Annotated in this window: 10 protein-coding genes and 1 pseudogene; 3 read left to right on the top strand and 8 right to left on the bottom strand. The window is 69.3% G+C overall.

What is annotated here, in order from left to right:
* Positions 1 to 139 precede the first annotated feature (139 nt).
* The 5 genes from ACGFQC_RS17390 to ACGFQC_RS17370 form a co-directional block, all read right to left on the bottom strand.
* The gene (locus ACGFQC_RS17390) at positions 140 to 520 is read right to left on the bottom strand and encodes a Rid family hydrolase (protein WP_363091625.1); all 381 of its coding nucleotides are present in this window, start codon (positions 518 to 520) and stop codon (positions 140 to 142) included.
* 47 nt (positions 521 to 567) lie between these two features.
* Positions 568 to 2,061 carry a carboxylesterase family protein gene (locus ACGFQC_RS17385; RefSeq protein ID WP_363091626.1) on the bottom strand — a complete coding sequence of 498 codons (1,494 nt, stop codon included), beginning with the start codon at positions 2,059 to 2,061 and terminating at the stop codon, positions 568 to 570.
* Between the two features lie 20 nt (positions 2,062 to 2,081).
* Complete coding sequence (locus ACGFQC_RS17380; RefSeq protein ID WP_363091627.1) at positions 2,082 to 2,996, bottom strand: MBL fold metallo-hydrolase; 915 nt, start codon at positions 2,994 to 2,996, stop codon at positions 2,082 to 2,084.
* A gap of 353 nt (positions 2,997 to 3,349) precedes the next feature.
* Complete coding sequence (locus ACGFQC_RS17375; RefSeq protein WP_363091628.1) at positions 3,350 to 5,605, bottom strand: FUSC family protein; 2,256 nt, start codon at positions 5,603 to 5,605, stop codon at positions 3,350 to 3,352.
* Between the two features lie 2,610 nt (positions 5,606 to 8,215).
* A complete protein-coding gene (locus tag ACGFQC_RS17370) occupies positions 8,216 to 10,999 on the bottom strand; it encodes an AAA family ATPase (RefSeq protein WP_363091629.1) in 2,784 nt (927 codons plus the stop codon).
* Between the two features lie 386 nt (positions 11,000 to 11,385).
* Between ACGFQC_RS17370 and ACGFQC_RS17365 the strand changes: the two genes are divergently transcribed.
* Together ACGFQC_RS17365 and ACGFQC_RS17360 are read left to right on the top strand one after the other, a co-directional pair.
* A complete protein-coding gene (locus ACGFQC_RS17365) occupies positions 11,386 to 14,097 on the top strand; it encodes a GDSL-type esterase/lipase family protein (RefSeq protein WP_363091630.1) in 2,712 nt (903 codons plus the stop codon).
* Entirely contained in the window at positions 14,087 to 14,428 is a 342-nt protein-coding gene (locus ACGFQC_RS17360) for a protein kinase (protein ID WP_363091631.1), read from the top strand. Before ACGFQC_RS17365 ends, ACGFQC_RS17360 begins: the two co-directional genes overlap by 11 nt.
* Here ACGFQC_RS17360 and ACGFQC_RS17355 read toward each other — a convergent pair.
* Both ACGFQC_RS17355 and ACGFQC_RS17350 read right to left on the bottom strand, forming a co-directional pair.
* Entirely contained in the window at positions 14,392 to 14,724 is a 333-nt protein-coding gene (locus tag ACGFQC_RS17355) for a transposase (protein WP_393288408.1), read from the bottom strand. The genes ACGFQC_RS17360 and ACGFQC_RS17355 overlap by 37 nt on opposite strands.
* Positions 14,714 to 17,032 carry a DNRLRE domain-containing protein gene (locus ACGFQC_RS17350; protein WP_393288320.1) on the bottom strand — a complete coding sequence of 773 codons (2,319 nt, stop codon included), beginning with the start codon at positions 17,030 to 17,032 and terminating at the stop codon, positions 14,714 to 14,716. The genes ACGFQC_RS17355 and ACGFQC_RS17350 overlap by 11 nt, the downstream gene beginning before the upstream one ends.
* 658 nt (positions 17,033 to 17,690) lie before the next feature.
* Between ACGFQC_RS17350 and ACGFQC_RS17345 the strand changes: the two are divergent.
* A pseudogene (locus ACGFQC_RS17345) lies at positions 17,691 to 18,038 on the top strand (IS21 family transposase); the annotation flags it as partial.
* Positions 18,039 to 18,456: 418 nt separating this feature from the next.
* Here ACGFQC_RS17345 and ACGFQC_RS17340 read toward each other — a convergent pair.
* Entirely contained in the window at positions 18,457 to 18,744 is a 288-nt protein-coding gene (locus tag ACGFQC_RS17340) for a helix-turn-helix transcriptional regulator (protein ID WP_393288406.1), read from the bottom strand.
* Positions 18,745 to 19,223: the final 479 nt, after the last annotated feature.

Genomic DNA, 19,223 nt, shown 5'->3' with positions numbered 1-19,223 from the left:
TTCCCCCGCCCCCCCCCGGGGCCCCCCCCCCCCCCCCCCCCCCCGGGCCCCGCCGCCCCCCCCCCCGCCGCCGGGGGGGGGGGGGGGGGGGCCCGCCCCCGGGCCCCCCCCCCCAGACCGGCCTTGCCTTGTAGCCGAGTCAGTGGTCCGGGACTGCCAGGGCGTCGATCTCCACGAGCAGTCCCGGAGGGAGCTGCATGTGGACGGTGGTGCGGGCGGGGAAGGGTTCGCCGACGGCCGCCGCGTACGCCTCGTTCAGCTCGGGCAGGTGGGCGGGGTCGGTGAGGTAAGCGCGGAGCATCACGACGTCCTTCGGTCCGGCGCCGGCCGCCTTGAGTACGGCGGTGACGTTGCGCAGGGCCTGCGTGGTCTGCTCGGCGACCGTGGTGCCGACGACTGCGCCGGTGGCCGGGTCGAGCGGGAGTTGCCCGGAGACCTGAAGGATCGGGCCCTTGCGGATGCCCTGGGACAGCGGGGCTGCCGGAGTGGGTGCGTTCTCGGTGGTGATGACGGTTTTCATGGTGTGTCCTTGACGGAAGGGCGCACAGAGCGGTCTGTGCGACGAGGTCAGGCCCAGGCCTGTCGTTCCTGGCTGCGGGGGTCGTCGACCTGGGTCCACTCGGCGTCGATGTGCATCGTGGTCCGGCGTGTGGTGTCGTACTGGTCCCAGCCGGGGTTGCCGGTCCTGGCGAAGCGGATCCAGGCCTCGTGCGTGCGGGTGGCGAGGTCCCCGGGGGGCTTGTCGGGGCCGAGCAGGGCGCTCTCACCCGCCAGCTGCGGGAGTTCGGCGATGTCGAAGACGAAGGGGAGTTCCATCGTGTGGGTGGCGCCGAGGTCTCCGCTCAGGGCCTGGGAGCGCCAGGCGAACTCGTAGCTGAACGTGGCGGACTGGGGGTGGGCGGCATGTGCGCCGACCAGGGCCCAGCTGCCCGCTCCGAACAGCGCGTCGCCCATGATGGCCGACCGCAGCTCACCGAAGGACGCCTCGGGGCGGGTGGTGCGGTACGTCTCCACGAGCTGCGCGGGCTTCGGGTGCGAGCGCGCCGCCGCATCGTCGACATCGTCGGCGGTCGAGGTGGCGTACTTGTCCACCGGGACCAGGTAGAGGTTTCCCTCCTCGGTGTTGGTCCCGATGAGCAGGTCGACATCAGCGCTCAGGCCGGCGCCGACGGAGACGGCAGGCTGTGTGTCGAGCACCAGGCTGAAGGGGCTGAGGCCGATCAGCGGATCGTGGTGTGTCTTGGTCTGCAGGTCGATGCCCGCGAGCCGGGAGGCGGCCTCCACCAGGCGCCCGTCGGAGATGTCCGCGAAGGCGTCGGTGTGCGGCTCGATGCCCAGTTCCTCGGCCGCGGCCTTGGTGACACGGGCGGCCTGCTCGGAGGTGAACGCCCCCAGACCGCTGCCGCTCTGCACGATCGCCCGGCGGAACAGGCCCGCGGCCTCAGGGGTGGCGAGGATGCCGCCGACGACGGTCGCCCCGGCCGACTGGCCGAAGAGGGTGACGTCGTCCGGGTCACCGTTGAAGGCGGCGATGTTCTCCCGCACCCAGCGCAGCGCCGCGACGACATCGAGCAGGCCGCGGTTGGCGGGCGCCCCGGGGATGTCGAGGAACCCGGCGATGCCCAGCCGGTAGTTGAGTGTGACCAGGACGACGCCGTCGCGGGCGAAGGCGGAACCGTCGTACAGCGCGGACCGCGTCGATCCGGCGACGAACCCGCCGCCGTGGACGAACACCATCACGGGCAGGCCGCTGTCCGCGATGGTGGGCTGGAAGACGTTGACGGTGAGGTAGTCCTCGCCACGGCTCCAGCCGGCGCCGAAGTAGGGGGCCATGTCGATGCTGCCGAGCTTCCGCTCGGACTGCGGGGCGTTGGGGCCGGGCACGGTGGCGTCCCGTACGCCGTCCCAGGGCTCGTGCGGCTGCGGCGGGGCGAACCGGCCGGCGCCCATCGGAGGAGCGGCGTAGGGGATGTTCAGGAAGGTGGCGGTGCCGTCGTCCTGACGGAGACCGCGGACGGCTCCCTGTGCGGTGGTGACGACGGGCTCGGGTTCGTGGCTCACAGCTATGCCTTTCCGGGGCGTCAGCCCTGCTCGGAGTACGGGGCGAAGGGCGCCCAGCCCTTGATGTCGAACGTGTTGCCGTTACGCGCGATTTCGGCGGCACCGTGACCACCCAGGTGCGCGGGGATCAGGAGCGCGTTGTTGTCGGCCGCCCAGCCCAGCACCTTGCGGCGGGTGGCGCGGGCGCCCGCGGGGTCCTCGCAGAAGCAGCTGTTGGCGTCCGGCTCGACGATCTGCACCGGGTTGTGCAGCAGGTCACCGACGAACACCGCGCGGTCCGTCCCGGAGCTGAGGGTCAGCACGGAGGAGCCGGGGGTGTGTCCGGGAGCCGCGTCCAGGCGCAGGTCGGCGTCGATTTGATGGCTGTTCTCCCACAGCAGCGTCTGGCCGGCCTGGTGCACCGGGGCCACGCTGTCCTCGAAGACGTTCTGGTTGCCGCGGCCGGGCAACGGCTCGTGGCCGTTGGCCGGGTTCCAGAAGTCGAAGTCGTCCTTCGGCATCAGATAGGTGGCGTTGGGAAAGGTGGGAACCCAACTCCGCCCGTCCAGGTACGTGTTCCAGCCGACGTGATCGATGTGCAGATGCGTGTTGATCACGATGTCCACGTCCTCGGGCTGGACACCTGCCCGGGCGAGGTTGGCCAGGAAGTCCGTCTCCAGGTGGCTCCAGACCGGCGCGTACGGGCGCTCCTTGTGGTTGCCCACACCGGTGTCGACGAGGATGGTCTTGCCTCCGCTGCGCAGCAGCCAGGTCTGGATCGCGGAATTCACGATGTTGGTATCGGAGTCCAGGAAATGCGGGGCCAGCCAGTGGGCGCCGTCCTCCCAGACTTCCTGCGAGCTTTCCGGGAAGAAGGCGTGGGGCTCCATTTCGACGGACCCGTAATATTCCCAGACGCGGGTGATGGAGACGTTGCCGAGCGTGATCTGTTCCATGTGATTTCCTTGGAGTTCGTAAGGTTTACCCAACCGTACGAGCGGCTTCAGCGGGCGCGGTATCAGTCACGTGACTGCACCAGTGTTTACGTCTCTGAACAGGGACTTTTCCTCTTTTAAGCCAGGTGAAAGGCGAGGCGGCTCCCCGTTTCCAGTTCCGTTCCCGGATGCCTTGTGGATGAGCGCGTGGCTACCTCGCCGCGTTCACGAGACGGCAGCCGGATCCGTATGCCCGATCGTCGGCCGTGTCGTGTGCGGTGGCTGTCCCTGCCTTTCGCGCCGACGGCTTTGATGCCTGCAAATCAGCAAAATGCAAGGGTGTGCGGTCACCCCGTGATGCGTTCTGGCGGGTGTCAGACGGCTTGGGCGTTGCATTGGTCCTCGAGACCGACGCAGCGCACCGCGACAACCGGGGCCGGCCCGTGCGGCGACAAGATGTCCACGCTCTCGGGCGGGACCATGGTGGTGCGGCCGGGGGCCGGGACGAGCGGGTCCGCAGCTCGCACCAGCGCGGTCAAGGTCGCGTCGAGGCGACTGATGTGCTGCTGCAGGCGACACTCCAGCGACGGCCGGCTGCGGCTGACGCGCGGCTCCTCCGAAAGTAGGGACAGTGCCCTGACGACTCTGGGGCGTGCCGTGTGCGAGGAGAATCCCGGTCGATGGCCGGTGACGCGGATCAGGTGGGCCACGGTCTCGTGCGCACGGTCGGCCGCGGCAGTGAGGCGGGAGGCGCATTCCGAAGCATGGCCCGCTGGGAGACGCTCGGCCGTGGCGGCCAGGTTCCGTGCGTGGTACGCGCCGGCCTCGAGGAGTTCCAGCAGGTGGCGGGTGTGGTGCCGTCGGCCGCGCTGCGGATTGAGCGGATGGGTGAGAGGCAGGCAGGCCTTGCGGAAGGACTCCAGTGTCTGGTCGAGGTCGTGTGCCGCGCGGACCCAGTTCGCCGGGGTTTCCGCGTCCGTGCTTCCTGACGCGATGGCCTGAAGGAGGCGGTCGAGGACGCGCAGGAAACCGACCAGCTCCTCGTCACTGGCCCGGCGGACCGTGGTGGGAAGGACGAGGGTGGCGGCGAGGATTCCGCAGGTTACTCCCAGTGTGGTCTCCTGGACACGCAGAAGCAGCACGTGCGTCGAGAAGGTGTCCATCAGCGCGAGCAGCATGCTGAGTGTGCCGGTGATGAAGAACGTCACGGCCGAATAGGCCCGTGACGGGGTGTAGAAGATCCCGAACATGCACAGCAGGAGCAGGATCAGGAGGCCCGGGCCGTCTCCACCGACCAGGGAGGCGAGGCCGTAGCCGAAAATCACGCCGACGACAGTGCCCGCCAGCCGCCGGGCACTTTGCAGCAGCACCTCGCCGGTGCTCTCGGTCCTGATGAAGACGACCCATGCGGTCACTACTGCCCAGTACCACAGGTGCGGAGACAGGAGATGACCGCCCGCGACTGCGAGGGCCGAGGCTGTTGTCACCTGGACCGCCTGGCGGGTGGCTTGTCGCTTCAGGCTGTCGGTGTCTGTGTCCCTGCGCGGTACCGCACCCAAGGCTGATGGGGCGGCTTTGTGAGGAGGTGTCCCGAACCCTGCTGGGCGGCCGCGTGGGCCGAGAACCCGCAGGGCTGTGGTGAGTTCGTCGACCGCTAGGAAGCAGTCCTGCACATGTGCGGAGCCGGCCGGCCGGTTCGCCGGGCCGTCTTCGTCCCTCTCCTCGTACTGTTCGGATGTGCGGGCCGTTCCCGCGGTGACCCGGTGCCCGAGAGCCCGGATCCGCTGCGCGAGCCGCTGCCGCGCCCTTCGTTCCGCCAGATCGTCGCGGGCCGCCGGTGTGCGGACCGCGCGGACGGTGAGTACGGCCAGGCGCTGCGCGGCCACCTCCACACGACCAATGTGCCGCAGCGGGGCCTCGGTGCCCTCGTCGACTGCGGGCTCGTCGAAAAAGTCCTCGATCAGCAGCGCGGCTGCGTGCAGTCTGTCGAGGCGCTCCTGCAACAGACGGCTGCGGGTGCCGTCGTCCTGCCCGGTGGCGACCACCGAGGCCGTGTCCCGGAGGACGTCGTGCAGACGCACGCCGAATGCGTGCCGCAGCCGTCTCAGAGCTCCAGCCGCCGTGACGGGGCCGACGCAGTACCACACGGTCGTAACGGCCCCGAAAGCCACGAGTACCGATGCCCCGAGTTGCGGAAGCTGGTCTGCTCGGGCCTGGACGAATTGAGACAGCAGGAAGAACATGAACCCGAAGACCCCCAGGCCCAGCCCTCGTGAGCCGAACCGGCGGGCCTGAACGGCGAGGTGGATCACCACCAAAAAGATCAGCTTGGCTGCCGTCGGGTACGGCGTCAGCACAGCTCCGGCGGCCAGGGACGCGAGAGAGAGCGGAGCGCCCAGCCCGAGGGTGATGAGCTGGTCGCGCGGATGCCGGTCGCTGATCGCCAGTGACGTCGTCATCGCGGTGAAACCGCCGACCACCAGCACCGTTTCGGGCGCTCGCAGCGCTGTCAGCACGGCAAGTGCCGCGGCTGTGCCGAGCACGGCGCGCATCGCGGAGGTCAGACGCGTGAGCCCGGGGTCAAAGGCGGCGAAGCGGTCCCACAGTGCTGCCGTTGTCCTTGCCGTCATGGTGCTCCGTAGGTCCTTTCGCGGGTGCACCACCGCCAGGGGTGTCTCGAGGTTCTGGCCGGCCACCGCCCGCTTCGCCAGTCTCGGTACGCGGGGATCCCCTCCGGTATGCGTCAGGTGACTGCTCTCGGAGGTTCTGCAGCACGCAGGTGGAGGAGCGTGGGGTAGCTCGCGGTGGTCCGGACGGTGAAACGAGACAAGGCGTCCGTTGTCGGCATTGACGACCGCGCGGCGCCGGTCGGGTCTGTACCCGTGGACAATGGCTTACGGTTCAGGGGGCCAGGCAGTGCACGGACTTGGGGCGGACAATTGCCAGGTGGCCGAGGGGCACTCGACACCCGGAGCGTCTTCGTCAGGCCCCAGGTTTCCGCGCCCTGCGCGTTCGCTCGGTCGTTCGCCCGTTCAAGAGCTGCCTCGTGGGCCGACTCTGGATCGGCCATGCCCAGCGCGGTCAACACCCGCGAAAAGGACAATCCTGACGAGCTCGTGCATGGTTCGCGCGGGGCATGGCGACGGGGCATGCGGGGTGTTGCTCCCCTGCTGAGGCAGGGTGCGGTGACGGTCGACGGATGGACGCGAGTCCCGCGACAGCGGGGACGAGTTCGTCGAAGAGTTCGCGTCGGCCGTGGTGGCGGGCCGGAGCCCGCCAATTGTTGAGGTGGGCGATGCCGTGCTCGACGCGGACCGTTGCGATGAGTGGGCCTTTGGTTGCTGGGTGAACCCGTTCTTCCCACCAGGTCGGGGCGTTCTTCTTGATTCTGCGGTGCGGTGGTGTGATCACCCGGCCGACGGTCCGGGCGCCCAGCCCCTGGTAGCCGGCATCCGCGAGGATGCGCAGGCCTCGGTGTCTGCCGAGCAGTTCGACCAGTCCTTGCGTCGTGGGCTTGGGTGATGTCTGGGCAGCTGCCAGGCTTGAGTGCGCCACCGGACAGCAGCTGCCCATGGGTATCGGTGACGGCCAGGACTTTCACCGCGTTCTGCCTGCCCTGGCCGGAGATGTAGCGGTCGCGGCCGTCGGTGTTGTGGACGGGGCGACGGACGCGGATCTCGGTGGCGTCGATGATGGCGCTCTGTCCCCTGACGCCGAGGTAGTCGACAACAGCAGCAAGCGTGTGCAGTCGGATGGCCGCTACGACCACGCAGCCACGCTGGGCCGGCAAGGGGCGTATCTCGCCGATCGCGCGGGTGTTGGCGGAGCGGTCCACCCCGAACCAGCAGGCCAACACGGAGTGCGTCCCGCTACCACGAGTCGGTCATGGCTGCCCTTCCGTTATCCGAATCAGATTCGGTTTCGGCAACCACCAGCCGGCCGGGTTCATTCCCCGCTGTTCTGGCCTGTGGGCAAGAAGCTGGACAGAGCCCTGAGCCAAGGGCTGCGTACGGCTTCCGTCGAGGTGGAGGGGAGTCGTCGGACGAGGAGGTGAGCAGCCGGTGTCGGCGGAGTCGTCGGCCTGGGCCATCTGGAGCTGCGTGATCCGCAGCTGCCAGAGCATTTCGCGGGTGGTGTCAGGGCTGGTGGTGTCCGAGGGCGTCACCGTGGTCGTCACCAGGAGCCCGAGGCGGCGACCGCGATGTGTCTCTTGCGGCCGTTGATTCCCTTTCCGGCGTCGAAGCCGCAGGGGCATCGTCGTGGCCGGTACGGACCCGTCGGCGGAGCTGGTCGGCCGACAGGTATCTGCGCCGGCGTATTCGATTCCTGGGAGTCGGGCCGAATGTCCGAGTCCCGAGTGACGAGCTGTGCGGCACCGCGATTCATGCCCCCGCCGCCGCGTCGGCAGGATGGGGCCATGATTGAGATCCGCACACCCCTTCCTCTGCTGCGCCGGTGGCTGGACGACGACGCTGTCCACCTGTCCGAGATCCATGTCGGTCCTGCGGTGATGCAAGGCATCGGCGACGGCAGGCAACGCTCCCCCGGGGCAGACTGCCGGGGACATCGAGGCGTGGGACGAGGAAGGCTTCGCTGATCGGCCGTGACTTCACGGCCGCCGCCCCGGGGCGGAATCTGGTCGGTGTCATCACCGACATCCCCACCGACGAGGGCTGGCTGTATCCGGCGACGTGGCTAGACCTGGCGACCCGCGAGATCGTCGGCTACTTGATGGCCAGCCCCCACCGTGCATCCCCCGTGGTCGACGCACTGACGATGGCACCGGCCGCAGAGGCCTCCAGCCCGGCTGCATCGCGCACTCGGACAGTGAAAATGTGAAGTACCGGATATTCCAGGCCTCTTGACCCGCACAGCGATGGACGCGCCGGGATGCGGGTGCCGGGATGCTCTCGCGGCCTCCTGACCCGCACTCCGATCGACCGTGCTGTCCTTCCTCGGACTTGTCGGTGGCCCGGGAGCATCCCGGCCAGGCGCTCGCCTCGCCGAGGGGAGCACCTTCGCGCTGCTGAAAGCCGAGATCGGCACCTGCCGCCGGCCCGACCGGACCACGGCCCGCGCTGAGATTCTCACCTTCATCGAGACCTTCTACCACCGCAAGCGGCTGCGGAGGCATCCAGTGTGGGGCTACCTCACCCCGCTGGAGACCCGGCAACGACACGAGCAAGAACACGCCCTCGCAGCGCAAGCATCGAGTGTCCACTATTACAGGGAAACTGCACTCAGCCCTGGACGCCGGTACCCGACAGGATGCCTTCGACCACGTCGCGGAGCTGTGAGCGGGCGGTGATGCCGAGCTTGGGGAACACCCGGTAGAGGTGAGAACCGACCGTGCGCGGTGAGAGGAACAGCTTTTCCCCGATCTCACGGTTCGTCAGGCCACGGGCCGCCAACTGGACGATCTGCTGCTGCTGGGGGCTGAGTTCGGCGAAGGCAGTGGGTACGACGTCGCCGGCCTCGATGCCGGCGGCGCGAAGTTCTGCCTGTGCCCGCTCGCCCCACGGCCGCGCGCCCAGCCGCTGGAAGGTTTCGAGGGCGGCGCTCAGCAGCGGACGGGCCTCGGCGATACGGCGCTGCCGCCGAAGCCATTCCCCGTAGTCGAGCTGTGTCTGCGCCCGTTCGAACGGCCACTGCCCACCTGCGGGTTCCTTGAGCGCTGCGCGGAAGAACAGCTCCGCGTGCTCGGGTTCCGCCAGCAGGGCGCGGCCCCGGTCGATCAGTGTCCTCACCCGTGCCGACATGCCTGTACCGAGGCGCCGCGCCGACCGTTCCAGTAGCTCTGCGGCGTGCTCCTGTCGTCCTCGGCGGACGGCCGCCGCCGCCAGTTCGGCCAGGAGGGTGTAGGAGACGTGGTAGTGGACCGGATCGCCGTCATCGGTGAACGCGGAGCGGAACTGCGTGTACGCGGTGTCGTAGTCGCCCTCGGCCACGGCCGCCATCCCCAGGGCCCGACGCGCGAAGACCGCGACGGAGCGGCTCTCCAGTGGATCGACGAGAGCCAGGGCTCGTTCGACGAGCCGGCGTGCGGTGGCCGGGTCGCCCAGCAGAGCGACCACCGTGGCATCGAGTGCGTGAGCACACGCCTCGGCATGGTCGAGTCCGGCCGACGATGCCATGGCCGCGATGTCAGTCGCCACCGAGCGGGCCTCGGCCCATCGGCCCTGCTCCAGGCGGGTCCAGCCGGCCGCGCATCCCAGTCCGTCCGGGAGCCGTCCACGGGCCTGCCACTGGTCGAACGCCTCGCCGAAGGTCCTGGCGGCGAGGGTGGTCTGGTCGAGCAGCCAGGCGACGATGGCCAGCGCGGTCAGGCGACTGGCGTCGCCCTTGGCCTTGGCGATGAGCCCGGGCAGGGCCGGTGTGAGGAAGGCTCCTGCGCTGCTGGGGTCGGAGACGGCCAGGACCCAGGCGCGCAGCGCCGCTGCGGCGGCATCGTCGGGTATGCGGGAGAGCAGGCTCTGGATCTGTCGCTGTTGGGACTCCTCGCCCGAGTAGTAACGGACCACCGCCGCCGCGGCCAGCGCGTCGAGGGCGAGGGGCGACCGGGCGTCCGTCGCCTCGTCGGCAACACGCATGAGCAGAGCGAAGGCTGCTGTGTGATGGGAGCCCAGGGACATGAGCTGTCCGGTGGCCAGCGCGGCTTTGCCCAGCAGTGCCTGGTCGTCGGTGCACTGGCGGACTGCGGCGGCCAGTTGTTCCACCCAGCCGAGTTGACCGGTGAAGACGGCGGTGGTGGCGGCTTCGGCCAGAAGACGCGCCCGGTCCTCGCGGCGCGGGCTGAGTTCCGCGGCGCGCTCCTGGGCCGCGGCCGCGGCCGCGAAGCCACCTCGGCGCCGGGCCCGGTCGGCCGTCTGCTGCAGTGCGGCCGACACGTCCTGGTCGGGGCGTACGGTCGCGGCGGCGAGGTGCCAGGCGCGGCGGTCGGGCTCCTCGCGCAGCAACTCCGCGAGAGCGAGGTGGGCCCGGCGGCGTTCCTCGAACGACGCGGCATGGTAGACGGCGGAGCGGATGAGCGGGTGACGGAAGGAGATCCGGGATCCGTCCTGGCGTACAAGACCGGCCCGGTCCGCGGGGACCCATGCCTCGTCGTCCGCCTCGGGAAGTCCCACGGCCGCCGCCGGAGCGTCCGCCGCGTCGGCGGCCGCGAGCAGCAGCAGGATGCGGCGGGTCGGTTCCGGCAGGTCCGCCGTGTGCCCCGCGAAGATCCGCTCCAGTCGGTCGGTGACCGGCAGCGGGCCCTGCACGCCACTGCCCTCGGGGTGCCGGATCGCGGTGGCGTGGGTCAGTTCCACCAGGGCCAGCGGGTTGCCGGCCGCCTCCTGGAGGATCCGCACCCGGGCTCGGCCGGTGGGCGGCGTGGGTTGCCGGTCCAGCAGTAGGTTGGCCGCCTCAGCGTCCAGCGGGCCGAGTTCGAGGCGCTCGTATCCCTTGTCGAATCCAGGCAGGGCGGCCGCGGTGCGGACTCCGACCAGCAGCGTGACAGGCTCGCTGTCCATGCGTCGCGCCACGAACGCCAGAACGTCCAGTGATGCGCGGTCGATCCACTGGGCGTCGTCGACCACCACCAGCAGCGGGGCGGTTTCCGCCAGGTCCGACAACAAGGTCAGGACCGCCAGACCGACGAGCATTGCGTCGGGAGTCTCCGCACACTCTTCGAGCCCCAGGACGGCTCGGAGCGCGGAGCGCTGCCGCGACGGCAGTCCCTGGGCTTCAGCGAGTACCGGGCGCAACAACTGATGAAGACCGGCGAATCCGAGGTGCGCCTCGGATCCGCTCCCCACCGCCCGCAGCACTCGGCCACCCGCGCCCCGTGCGCGATCGGCCGCGAGGTCGAGCAGCGTGCTTTTTCCGGCACCGGGGTCACCCGTGACGATCAAAACGTCGCTGTGGGACCGGTCGGTGCCCACACGCCGGATGATTTCTGCGGTCTCGGCTTCTCGGCTCACCACCGCCGGACCGGAATCACGCGTCGAGCGCTGGTCCCCACGAGCCCTTCCATCGTTTTGCACGGATGCTCCAAGGAATCGAGATATCCCAGACACTAGCGTGGCGCTACGGCGGCAGCGCCGGCAGCGGTATCGAACCCAGCTCAGAGCACTCAGAGCGCAGTCGTCGTCCGGGGCACCGATGCAGTCACGTGACGCATACCCCGGCTGTTCGTCGAGCCGCAGAATCGTCAAGCGGGCACGGCCGCGTCTTTCCGGGACGGCGGGCAGCAACGGCCGTGCGTCGCCGGTGGTGTCGTGCCATCGACGACGAGGATCGCATAAGCCGACACCCTGACCGGAAGGCGCTGTCATGGTTACTGGACGCTCGTGGCTGGTCGGCTCGGGTCCGTACGGCATGCGGTCGCTTGTACGCCACTTCTACGCAGTCGACTTGATTGGGGACGTTCATGAGAAGACCCGGGTGGCTGACCGCGCTCGTCTTAGCAGTGACGCTGATGACGGCAGGGATGGCGGAACCGGCCGAGGCGGCTGGGGAGGCGTGTGCCACGGCTGGATCGAACTTCGCCAGCCAGACGATCGCGGAGAGCACGGCGGCGTTGCGGTTGGGGTGTGCCCGCGACGCGGGAGGGCTGCGGTCGCTGGCGGACAGTGACACCGACGTGGTGGCCGCCATCGATTTCAACACCGCGCAGCGGCCGGAGGAGTTTCAGCGGCAGATGCGGCAGGTGGTCGACACGGTGCGTGCCGACAAGGACAAGGGGCTCACGCTCAGCGAGTCGTTCGACCTGCAGGCGCAGAAGAGCAACGTGGGCTTCTACGACCGGCAGAGCGACGTCCGGTTCGACGGCAGCATCCAGGTGGTCGGCGACAGCCTCGTCATCGTCATACCCACGGGTGAGGTGAACGCTTCGTCGAACTGGTGGCAGAAGATGATCGCCAGCGCGGTCGGCATCGCGGTGGGGTTAGCGGCCGTTGAGGTGTGCGAACTCTTCTTCGGCCCCGCCGCGCCTCTCGCCATACCGATCTGCGCGGGCGTCGGCGGCGCACTGGGTGGCCTCGTCGGTGACCTGATGAACTCCTACTTCGACGGGCGGTCGCTGGGCGACTCGAGCGTCTGGTTGGAGGCGATCTCCGTGGCGCTGGTGTCCGGGCTGGGCGGGATGGGCGCGGCGGCCCGCGAGAGCCTGAAGAAATGGGCCGCGGAGGGGGCAGTCTCGGTGGTCGAAGCGGTGGAGAAGACCATGCGGAACATCAGTACCCGGCTCGGCTCGTGGTCGGGGCCGTTGTCGTACATCCGAGGCCTGTTCACCCCCGACTTCGCGCAGAGGTTCAGGTTGACCATCGAACGGTTGCTCCAGGGTCAGCGAGCCACCGCCTGGCCGTCGACGATCCGGGTGATGGTGGTCGGCGACTCGATCAGCCAGGGCCACGAGGGCGACTACACCTGGCGCTACCGGTTGTGGCAGTGGTTCCAGGAGAACAACGTCTCGGTCGACTTCGTCGGTCCCTACCACGGCACGTTCACCCCGGACCAGCCCTCGCCGCCGAAACCGCCGCTCTTCGTCGGTGAGAAGCCGGCGGACCAGGGCATCCGCGTGGACGGCGGTTACGCGGCCGGGGTCGCCTTCGACAGCGACCACTACGCGCACTGGGGCAGGCAGGCCGCGCAGATCAAGGGCGACATCCGCCGGCAGGTCGAGACCTACCAGCCGGACCTCGTCCTGCTCGCGGCCGGCTTCAACGACATGGGCTGGTTCGTCAGCGACGAGAACGGCACCCTGGACAGCGTCGAGACCATCATCGACCAGGCCCGCGCGGCCCGGCCGGGGGTCGACTTCGCGGTGGCCACCGTGCCGCACCGGTCGAAGATCGGCGGCCGGGACGACCTGATCACCAAGACCGACAACTACAACCGGCTGCTCGCGAACGCGGCCCCCCGGTGGAGCAAATCCATCTCCCAGGTGGAGGTCGTCGACTGGCAGAAAGGGTACTCCTGCGCCCCCGCCACCTGCCCGGCCGCCTATGACGGCCTGCACCCCAACGCCTTCGGCGAGTACCAGCTCGCCATCGCCTTCGAGCAGACCCTGCACGACCGGTACGGCCTGGGCCGGGGCCCGATACCCTTCCCGCCCGAGAACCTGCCGGTCCGGCCGACACCCGTGCCGGCCGGTCTGAAGGCCGAGTCCAGCCCCCAGGGCGTGACCGTCACCTGGAACCCGGTGTACGGGGCGTTCGGCTACGACGTGCGGTCGCGGATCGCCGGCCAGAGCACCTGGGGCGAGGGCCGCGTCAACAGCAACCGGACCGACACCACCTGGACCGTCGACGGCATCCGGTGGGAGTACCAGGTGCGCACCGTCGGCGGTGACAACGTCAAGGGCCCCTGGTCCGGCACGGTCAGCGCGGTCGCCCACCCGGAGACGGCACCGCCGCCGCGGATCCTGGCCAGCCGGCCCATCGGCCAGGACGGCATCGAGCTCGAGATCGCACCACCTGACTACCCCACCACCATCGACCGGTACGAAGTGATCCTCTTCGACAAGGACACGCCCGGCGCCTGGCTCACCGGCACCGGCTTCCGCGGCAACCGGGTGCAGATCTACGGGCTGAAACCGGGCCACCGCTACCTCGTCGCGGCGGCCACCTGGAACGCCGCCGGCGGCGGGCTGCCCGCACTGGCCCGGCCGGTGATGGTCGGCGGCGGCATCCCGGCCGCCCCGACCGGCCTGCGGGTGACCACCGTCGATCCCACCACGGTGGAACTGGACTGGAACGGCGCGAAATCGGCGGCCGGCTACCGGCTGTGGGTCTCCAACGTCAAGGACGGCGGCACCACCCCGCCGGAGGCCGACGAGAACATCATCGAGGGCACCCACCACGGCGTCGCCTTCCTGTTCCCGGGCGTGTGGAACTTCGAATTCTGCGTGACGGCCGTCAACGGCTCCCTCGAGTCCGACAAGTCCAACTGCGTCATCCCGCCCCATCCCGACGGCAGCGCGCCGACCAACCCCGGCGACAGTGCGCTGAACCTCTCACCGAGCGCTCGCACCGCGGCGTCGGACACGGTGGACATCGGTTCGCTCACCACCCTGAGGAACCCGGACGGCACGGGAAGTCCCGTCGCGGTCGGGGTCGGGGTCAACGGGGGTGATCGGTAACCCGACCTCGGCGTCCCGTGGTGCTGCCGCGCACGCGGCAGCACCCGGCAAGCCCCTCAGTGTCGTGTTGAAGGGCGGCCGACTGCCTCTGCCCGATGCCGTTCGCACGGCGGTCTGCATCGCCGATGCCCTGGGCACCGCGCACGGGGCAGGCCTGACCCACCGGGATATCAAGCCGTCCAACATCATCGTCTGCCCCAACGGCCAGGCGACGGTGGTCGACTTCGGCATCACCAAGAGCAGCGACGAGCGGCATGACATCACCACCAGCGGCGTCCTGATCGGCACCCCGGCCTACATGGCACCCGAGTGCTTCAACGGCACGTTGTAGTACTCGCCGTGTTGGAGGCAGTGGAAGAGCATCCCGACGAAGCGGTTGAAGAGGTTGCGCTGTGCGGCGATGTGGCGGTCACCTGCTTCTTTGCGACGGTCGTAGTGGGCTCTGGCGCCCGGGGAGGCGGTCAGGGAGGCGAAGGCCCAGACATGGCCGACGGCGGCCAACCGCTGGTTCTTGACCCTGCGGGCCATCACCGTGCAGCTTTTGCCGCTCGCCCGGGTGACCGGTGCACTGCCGGCGTATGCCTTCATTGCTCCGGCGGTCGTAAAACGAGCCCGGTCATCGCCGATCCCGGCCAGGACCCGGGCCCCGGTGAGGGATCCCAGGCCCGGAAAGCTGGAGACGATCGGGGCGTCCGGATGCTGCGCGAAAGTCTCCCTTGTGGTGGCTTCGAGCTGGTCGGCATTGGTGCAGGCTGCTTCCAGCTGCCGCAGCAAGGCGGTGGTCTGCCGACCGTAGGCATCCTCCACCTGAGGTGGTTGGTGGAGGTACTCGCGGTGGAGGACCTCGTGGAGCCGGTCGGCTTCGGCTTCGATGCCGCGCAGGCGTCCGGCCGTCCTGGTCGGCGCGCTCGGGCAGCTGGGCGACCGGGACGGCCTTGGCGGAGTCCTCGGTTTTCACCACCTCGGGGTCGCTCTGCTCGACGAAGTCGGCCGAGGTGTCGTCCTCTTCCGGGTACACCGCGTCGGCCGGGAGCTCCTCGATCGGGGTGTCGTCCACCGGCGGGTGCAGCGTCTGGGAGAAGTGCGCCTCGGCGATGTCGTTGATGAACGAGCTGGAGAGGCTTCCCGAGATGGCGCCCACGCGGAAGGTGTAGGTGCCCCAATCCGACCAGACGCCGCTGGGGTTCTTCACCCGGGCGGTCAGGGTGTGGGTGCCGCGGGTCGTCGGGGTCAGGGAGACGGACGCCGTGCCGCCGCTGAGCGTGACGACGCTGTTCGCACCCATGTCGAGGGCGTATCCGGCGGAGACCGCCTTGCCCGTCGGGTCGGTGATCTGGAAGGTGCCGGTCTGACCCGCGTCACCGTGCCACAGGCCGTCGGCCGGGTACGTCACGGAGGACAGCGTGGGGGCGGCGGGCACCGTGGTGTCGACGGTCAGGGTGCGCCAGGCGGACCAGGTGCCGTTCCAGTCGGTGCCCGTCGTAGGCCGTGACGTGCCACTTGTAGGCCCGGGCGCGAGGACCGGAGCGGTCCACGAGCCGGTGGCTCCCGAGGCGACGTGCGCGGTCTGGCCGGAGGCGACCTTGGTGGTGCCGTCGGCGCTCCACACCTCGATGGTGAGGCGGACGGTGTTGCCGTCGGGGTCGGTCGCCTTCGCCGACAGCGTCGGCGTGGTGTCGGCCGTGACGGTCCCGTCGGCCGGGCTCACCGCGGAGGCCGGGCCGGGCTTGGTGTTGTAGGTCACCGACAGCACGGGCTCGGTCGGACCCTGCGAGCCGTCCACGTAGTTGGCGGACCGGAAGCGTCGCCAGGTGGAGGAGTCGGTCTCGTCGGCGCCCCTGATCTGCAGGCCGTGGTTGGGCTGGCCGTCGGCCCAGGCCTGGGCTATCGACGAAACGTTCCAGCGCATGAAGTTGGCCGGGCAGGCGGAGCTGTAGCCGTACGACGCCATGGAGACGGCGGCACCGGTCGTGGTGGTCGCAGGCTGGGCGCCCCACGTCACGGCGCTCGGGTCCCAGCTTGCGGTGATCCGCCGCGCCTCCACGCCCGCACCGGAGGTGGAGCAGCTGGAGGACCAGTACGAGTGCAGCCGCAGCTCGGCGTTGAGGATGTGCTCGTCGGCGTACTTGGCCACGTCGAACTTCACGGACGAGCGCGCCTTGGTGGTGCCGCCGTCGTACGTACCCGCCTTCAGCTCGGTCGAACCGCGCTGCGAGTCGGGGTAGTTGGTGGCGACCCAGGTGTCGGTCGACGCGGCGAGCGTGGTCGTCGGGTCGATGGTGACCGGGTAGGTGACGCTCGGGTCGGAGAGGAACTCCTGGCTCGGGCGGAGCACCAGGACGGTGCCCTCGGCGCTCTCTTCGACGGTGGTGACGATCTCGGCCGAGCGCGCCGGGTCCCCCGACGTGGGGTCCGTGCCGCTGCCCCACATCCGGAGTGCTGGGGCGCTGGCCACGAGGGCGCCCTTGTCGTCCTCCAGGCGCAGATGGCGCTGCTCGGTCTTCTCCAGGTCCATTCCGCCCAGGGTGACGGGAAGGCGGAGTTCGACGGGCCCGGTCGGCCGCTTCTTCAAGATCAGCGACTCGGTGAACCCGTGCGGCAGAGCGGTGACGTGCAGATCTCCGTCCGGCACGACCGACGGGTAGACGGCGGTGTCGCCGTCCACACGGGGCGCCAGCAGATCCTTGCCCCAGCCCAGGCCGAAGGTGAACGTGCCCCGGCTGACCGAGGCGAAGTCCCCGGAGCCGCCGTCGGACAGCGCCACGTCGGCGACGGCGGTCTGCGGCTCCAGCCGGTCGCCGGTGTCGACGAGTGTGGTGTCGATGCGCTTCCACTCGCCGTTCTCGCGCACCCGTATCGCACCGGACGCGGTTTCGGTGGTCAGGCTGCCGTCCGGGTCGGCCCAGGTCGTCGAGTCGGCCGTGCGTTGCGACACGGCCTCCACCCGCTTGCCCCCAACACCGCGGCCAGCCGCGCGGACTCGATGTCCGGCGCCTCGGCCACGGGCTCGTGCGCAACCGCCTTTCGCGCCGCGCCCGTTGCCGTTTCCTCGGCGGAGTCGACCGCGTAGGTCGAGCCCGCCGCGCCTGCGGCGAACGTGAGAGACAGGGCCAGCGATGTGGCCACTGTTGTGAACCCTATGTTCACACCCCCCGATCATGTGATGCTCGTGCATGTTTTTAGCCATCCGTGAAGATCGGATGGCGAGCCGAATGATCATGGGGTTGACCTGCGGATACCATCCCTTTACTGAATATGACTTGCCTCACCCGAGCGGCTGGGGCGGACCGGACAACGAAACGGCCACCGCCCGCTGCGGTCTCTCCGCAGGTCATTACACGACCCACTCTCGCTTGATCTCTTCGGCCAGGTCGCGCACGCCGAGCCCGTCCCGGACCCGGGCGGCGGAGCGCTACCGCGTCCTTCGGCGCCACCGTCACCGGCACGCCGGCCGCCGTGAGGTACGCGGTGTCGGCGTACACGTGAACGTGCCCAGTCACGTACGGATGAACGTGCTCAGTTCGCGAGGCGCTGGGAGCCTGCGCCGGACAGTCTGCTGCTTGATCTGTTGAGGCGGCAGAGGGCGGCTGGTCATGGTTTTGGACCCGCATCGGTGGTTGGATCTTCGCCGGTACCGCGGTCTGTATGCGTCTGGCGCGATCAGCCTGTCGGAGATCGCGAAGGAGACCGGGCTGAACCGTCGGACGGTCCGAAAGCACCTGTCCGGGCAAGCCCCGGTGGCGCCGCCGCGACGGGCGGCCGACGGCCGGCCCCGGAAGCGGGTGGTTGACGAGGTCGCCCCGCTGATCGACGCGATGCTACGGGCGGAAATCACGATCAAGGGCGCTGTCATCCACGAACGGCTGGTCTAGGAGTACGGTTTCACCGGCAACTACCAGCGCGTGAAGCTCTACCTGCAGGAAGCCCGGCTCCGGATCGCGCTGTCCGGTGCGAAGGATGCCGTCGGCCGGACCATCGTGATCGCTGACGGTGGCTACCGGATCGCTGACGGTGGCTACCGGGGGACTGGCCTGATCATCCCTCACCGCCGTGAACCCGGCCAGGCCGAACTTCGCACCGCCGTCATCCGCCTGGTCGGCGCGGTCCTGCCGAGCAGAACGACGAGTGGACCGAAGCCCGCCGCTACATGGGCCGCGAGCTCCTCGCCAAGGCCCGACTCCACCCGATCGAGTCAGAAACCGACGACCCCGCCCTGCCCGCCGAACTCACCGCACAGCCTCAGACCGAGATCACCGAGTGGCCGTCGATACACCACTCCAGCGGACGTGACCCGACCCACCGGTCAGCGCTTTCCCATGGGGGCCGGCAAGGTGGCAGTTGAGCCAAGACGTCGCAGGCCTACCGCACGGTCCTGGCATAGCCACCTGCGCTCATGCCGAACTCCCGCCGGAAGTGCCGGTTGAGCTGGCTCTGGTCACAGTAACCAAGCTCGGCGGCGGTCTCTGCCACGGATCGTCCCGCCGCCAGCATGGACTTGGCGCCGGCCAAGCGCAACAGGGTCCGGTAATGGTGGGGTGGAACCCCGTAAGCCTGTCGGAAGCTCCTGATCAAGTGGCGTTTGCTGCAACCGGCGACTGCCGCGAGGTCGTCGAGCTTGATGTTGGAGTTCAGTTGGCTGTGGAGCATCTCCCGTACTTGACGAAGCGCTCGAGGACGAAGTGCCGGACTCGCTGCGCCGGGAGCATCCGCATGCCTGACGAGCAGAACGTTCAGCAAGCTGATCAGCGACGACTCGAGATCCAACTCGTCCTCGCCGTGCTCCAAATCCCTGTGCAGCGCAGCGATGCCGTCGAAGAGGCCGCGGTCTGAATAGGTCACCTTGTGAAAGCGCGGCCGGCCTGTGCCGACCGGCATGAGATCGGCGTCGAGGAACATCAGCTGCACAATGGCCTGGCCGTCAGCGGCGGCTTTGTCCTGTTCGAGGCAGCTCACGACCTCATGGGGCTCGATCACCGTCACCGCGCCAGGAACAGGGGGGCTCTGGGTCCGCCCGAGGTACTGAAAAGGGGGTGCGGAGCCGCCATGCGTGATCTTGACGGTGTACCCGCCGTTCACAACGGTCGGGAAGTCACCATCGGTAGCGCGCACAGCCAGGCTCTCGACTC

Origin of the sequence: Streptomyces sp. NPDC048734, from assembly GCF_043198675.1 — a bacterium.
GTDB lineage: Bacteria > Actinomycetota > Actinomycetes > Streptomycetales > Streptomycetaceae > Streptomyces.
Note: the sequence above shows the minus strand (reverse complement) of the source record. Positions and strands in the feature narration are given on the sequence as shown.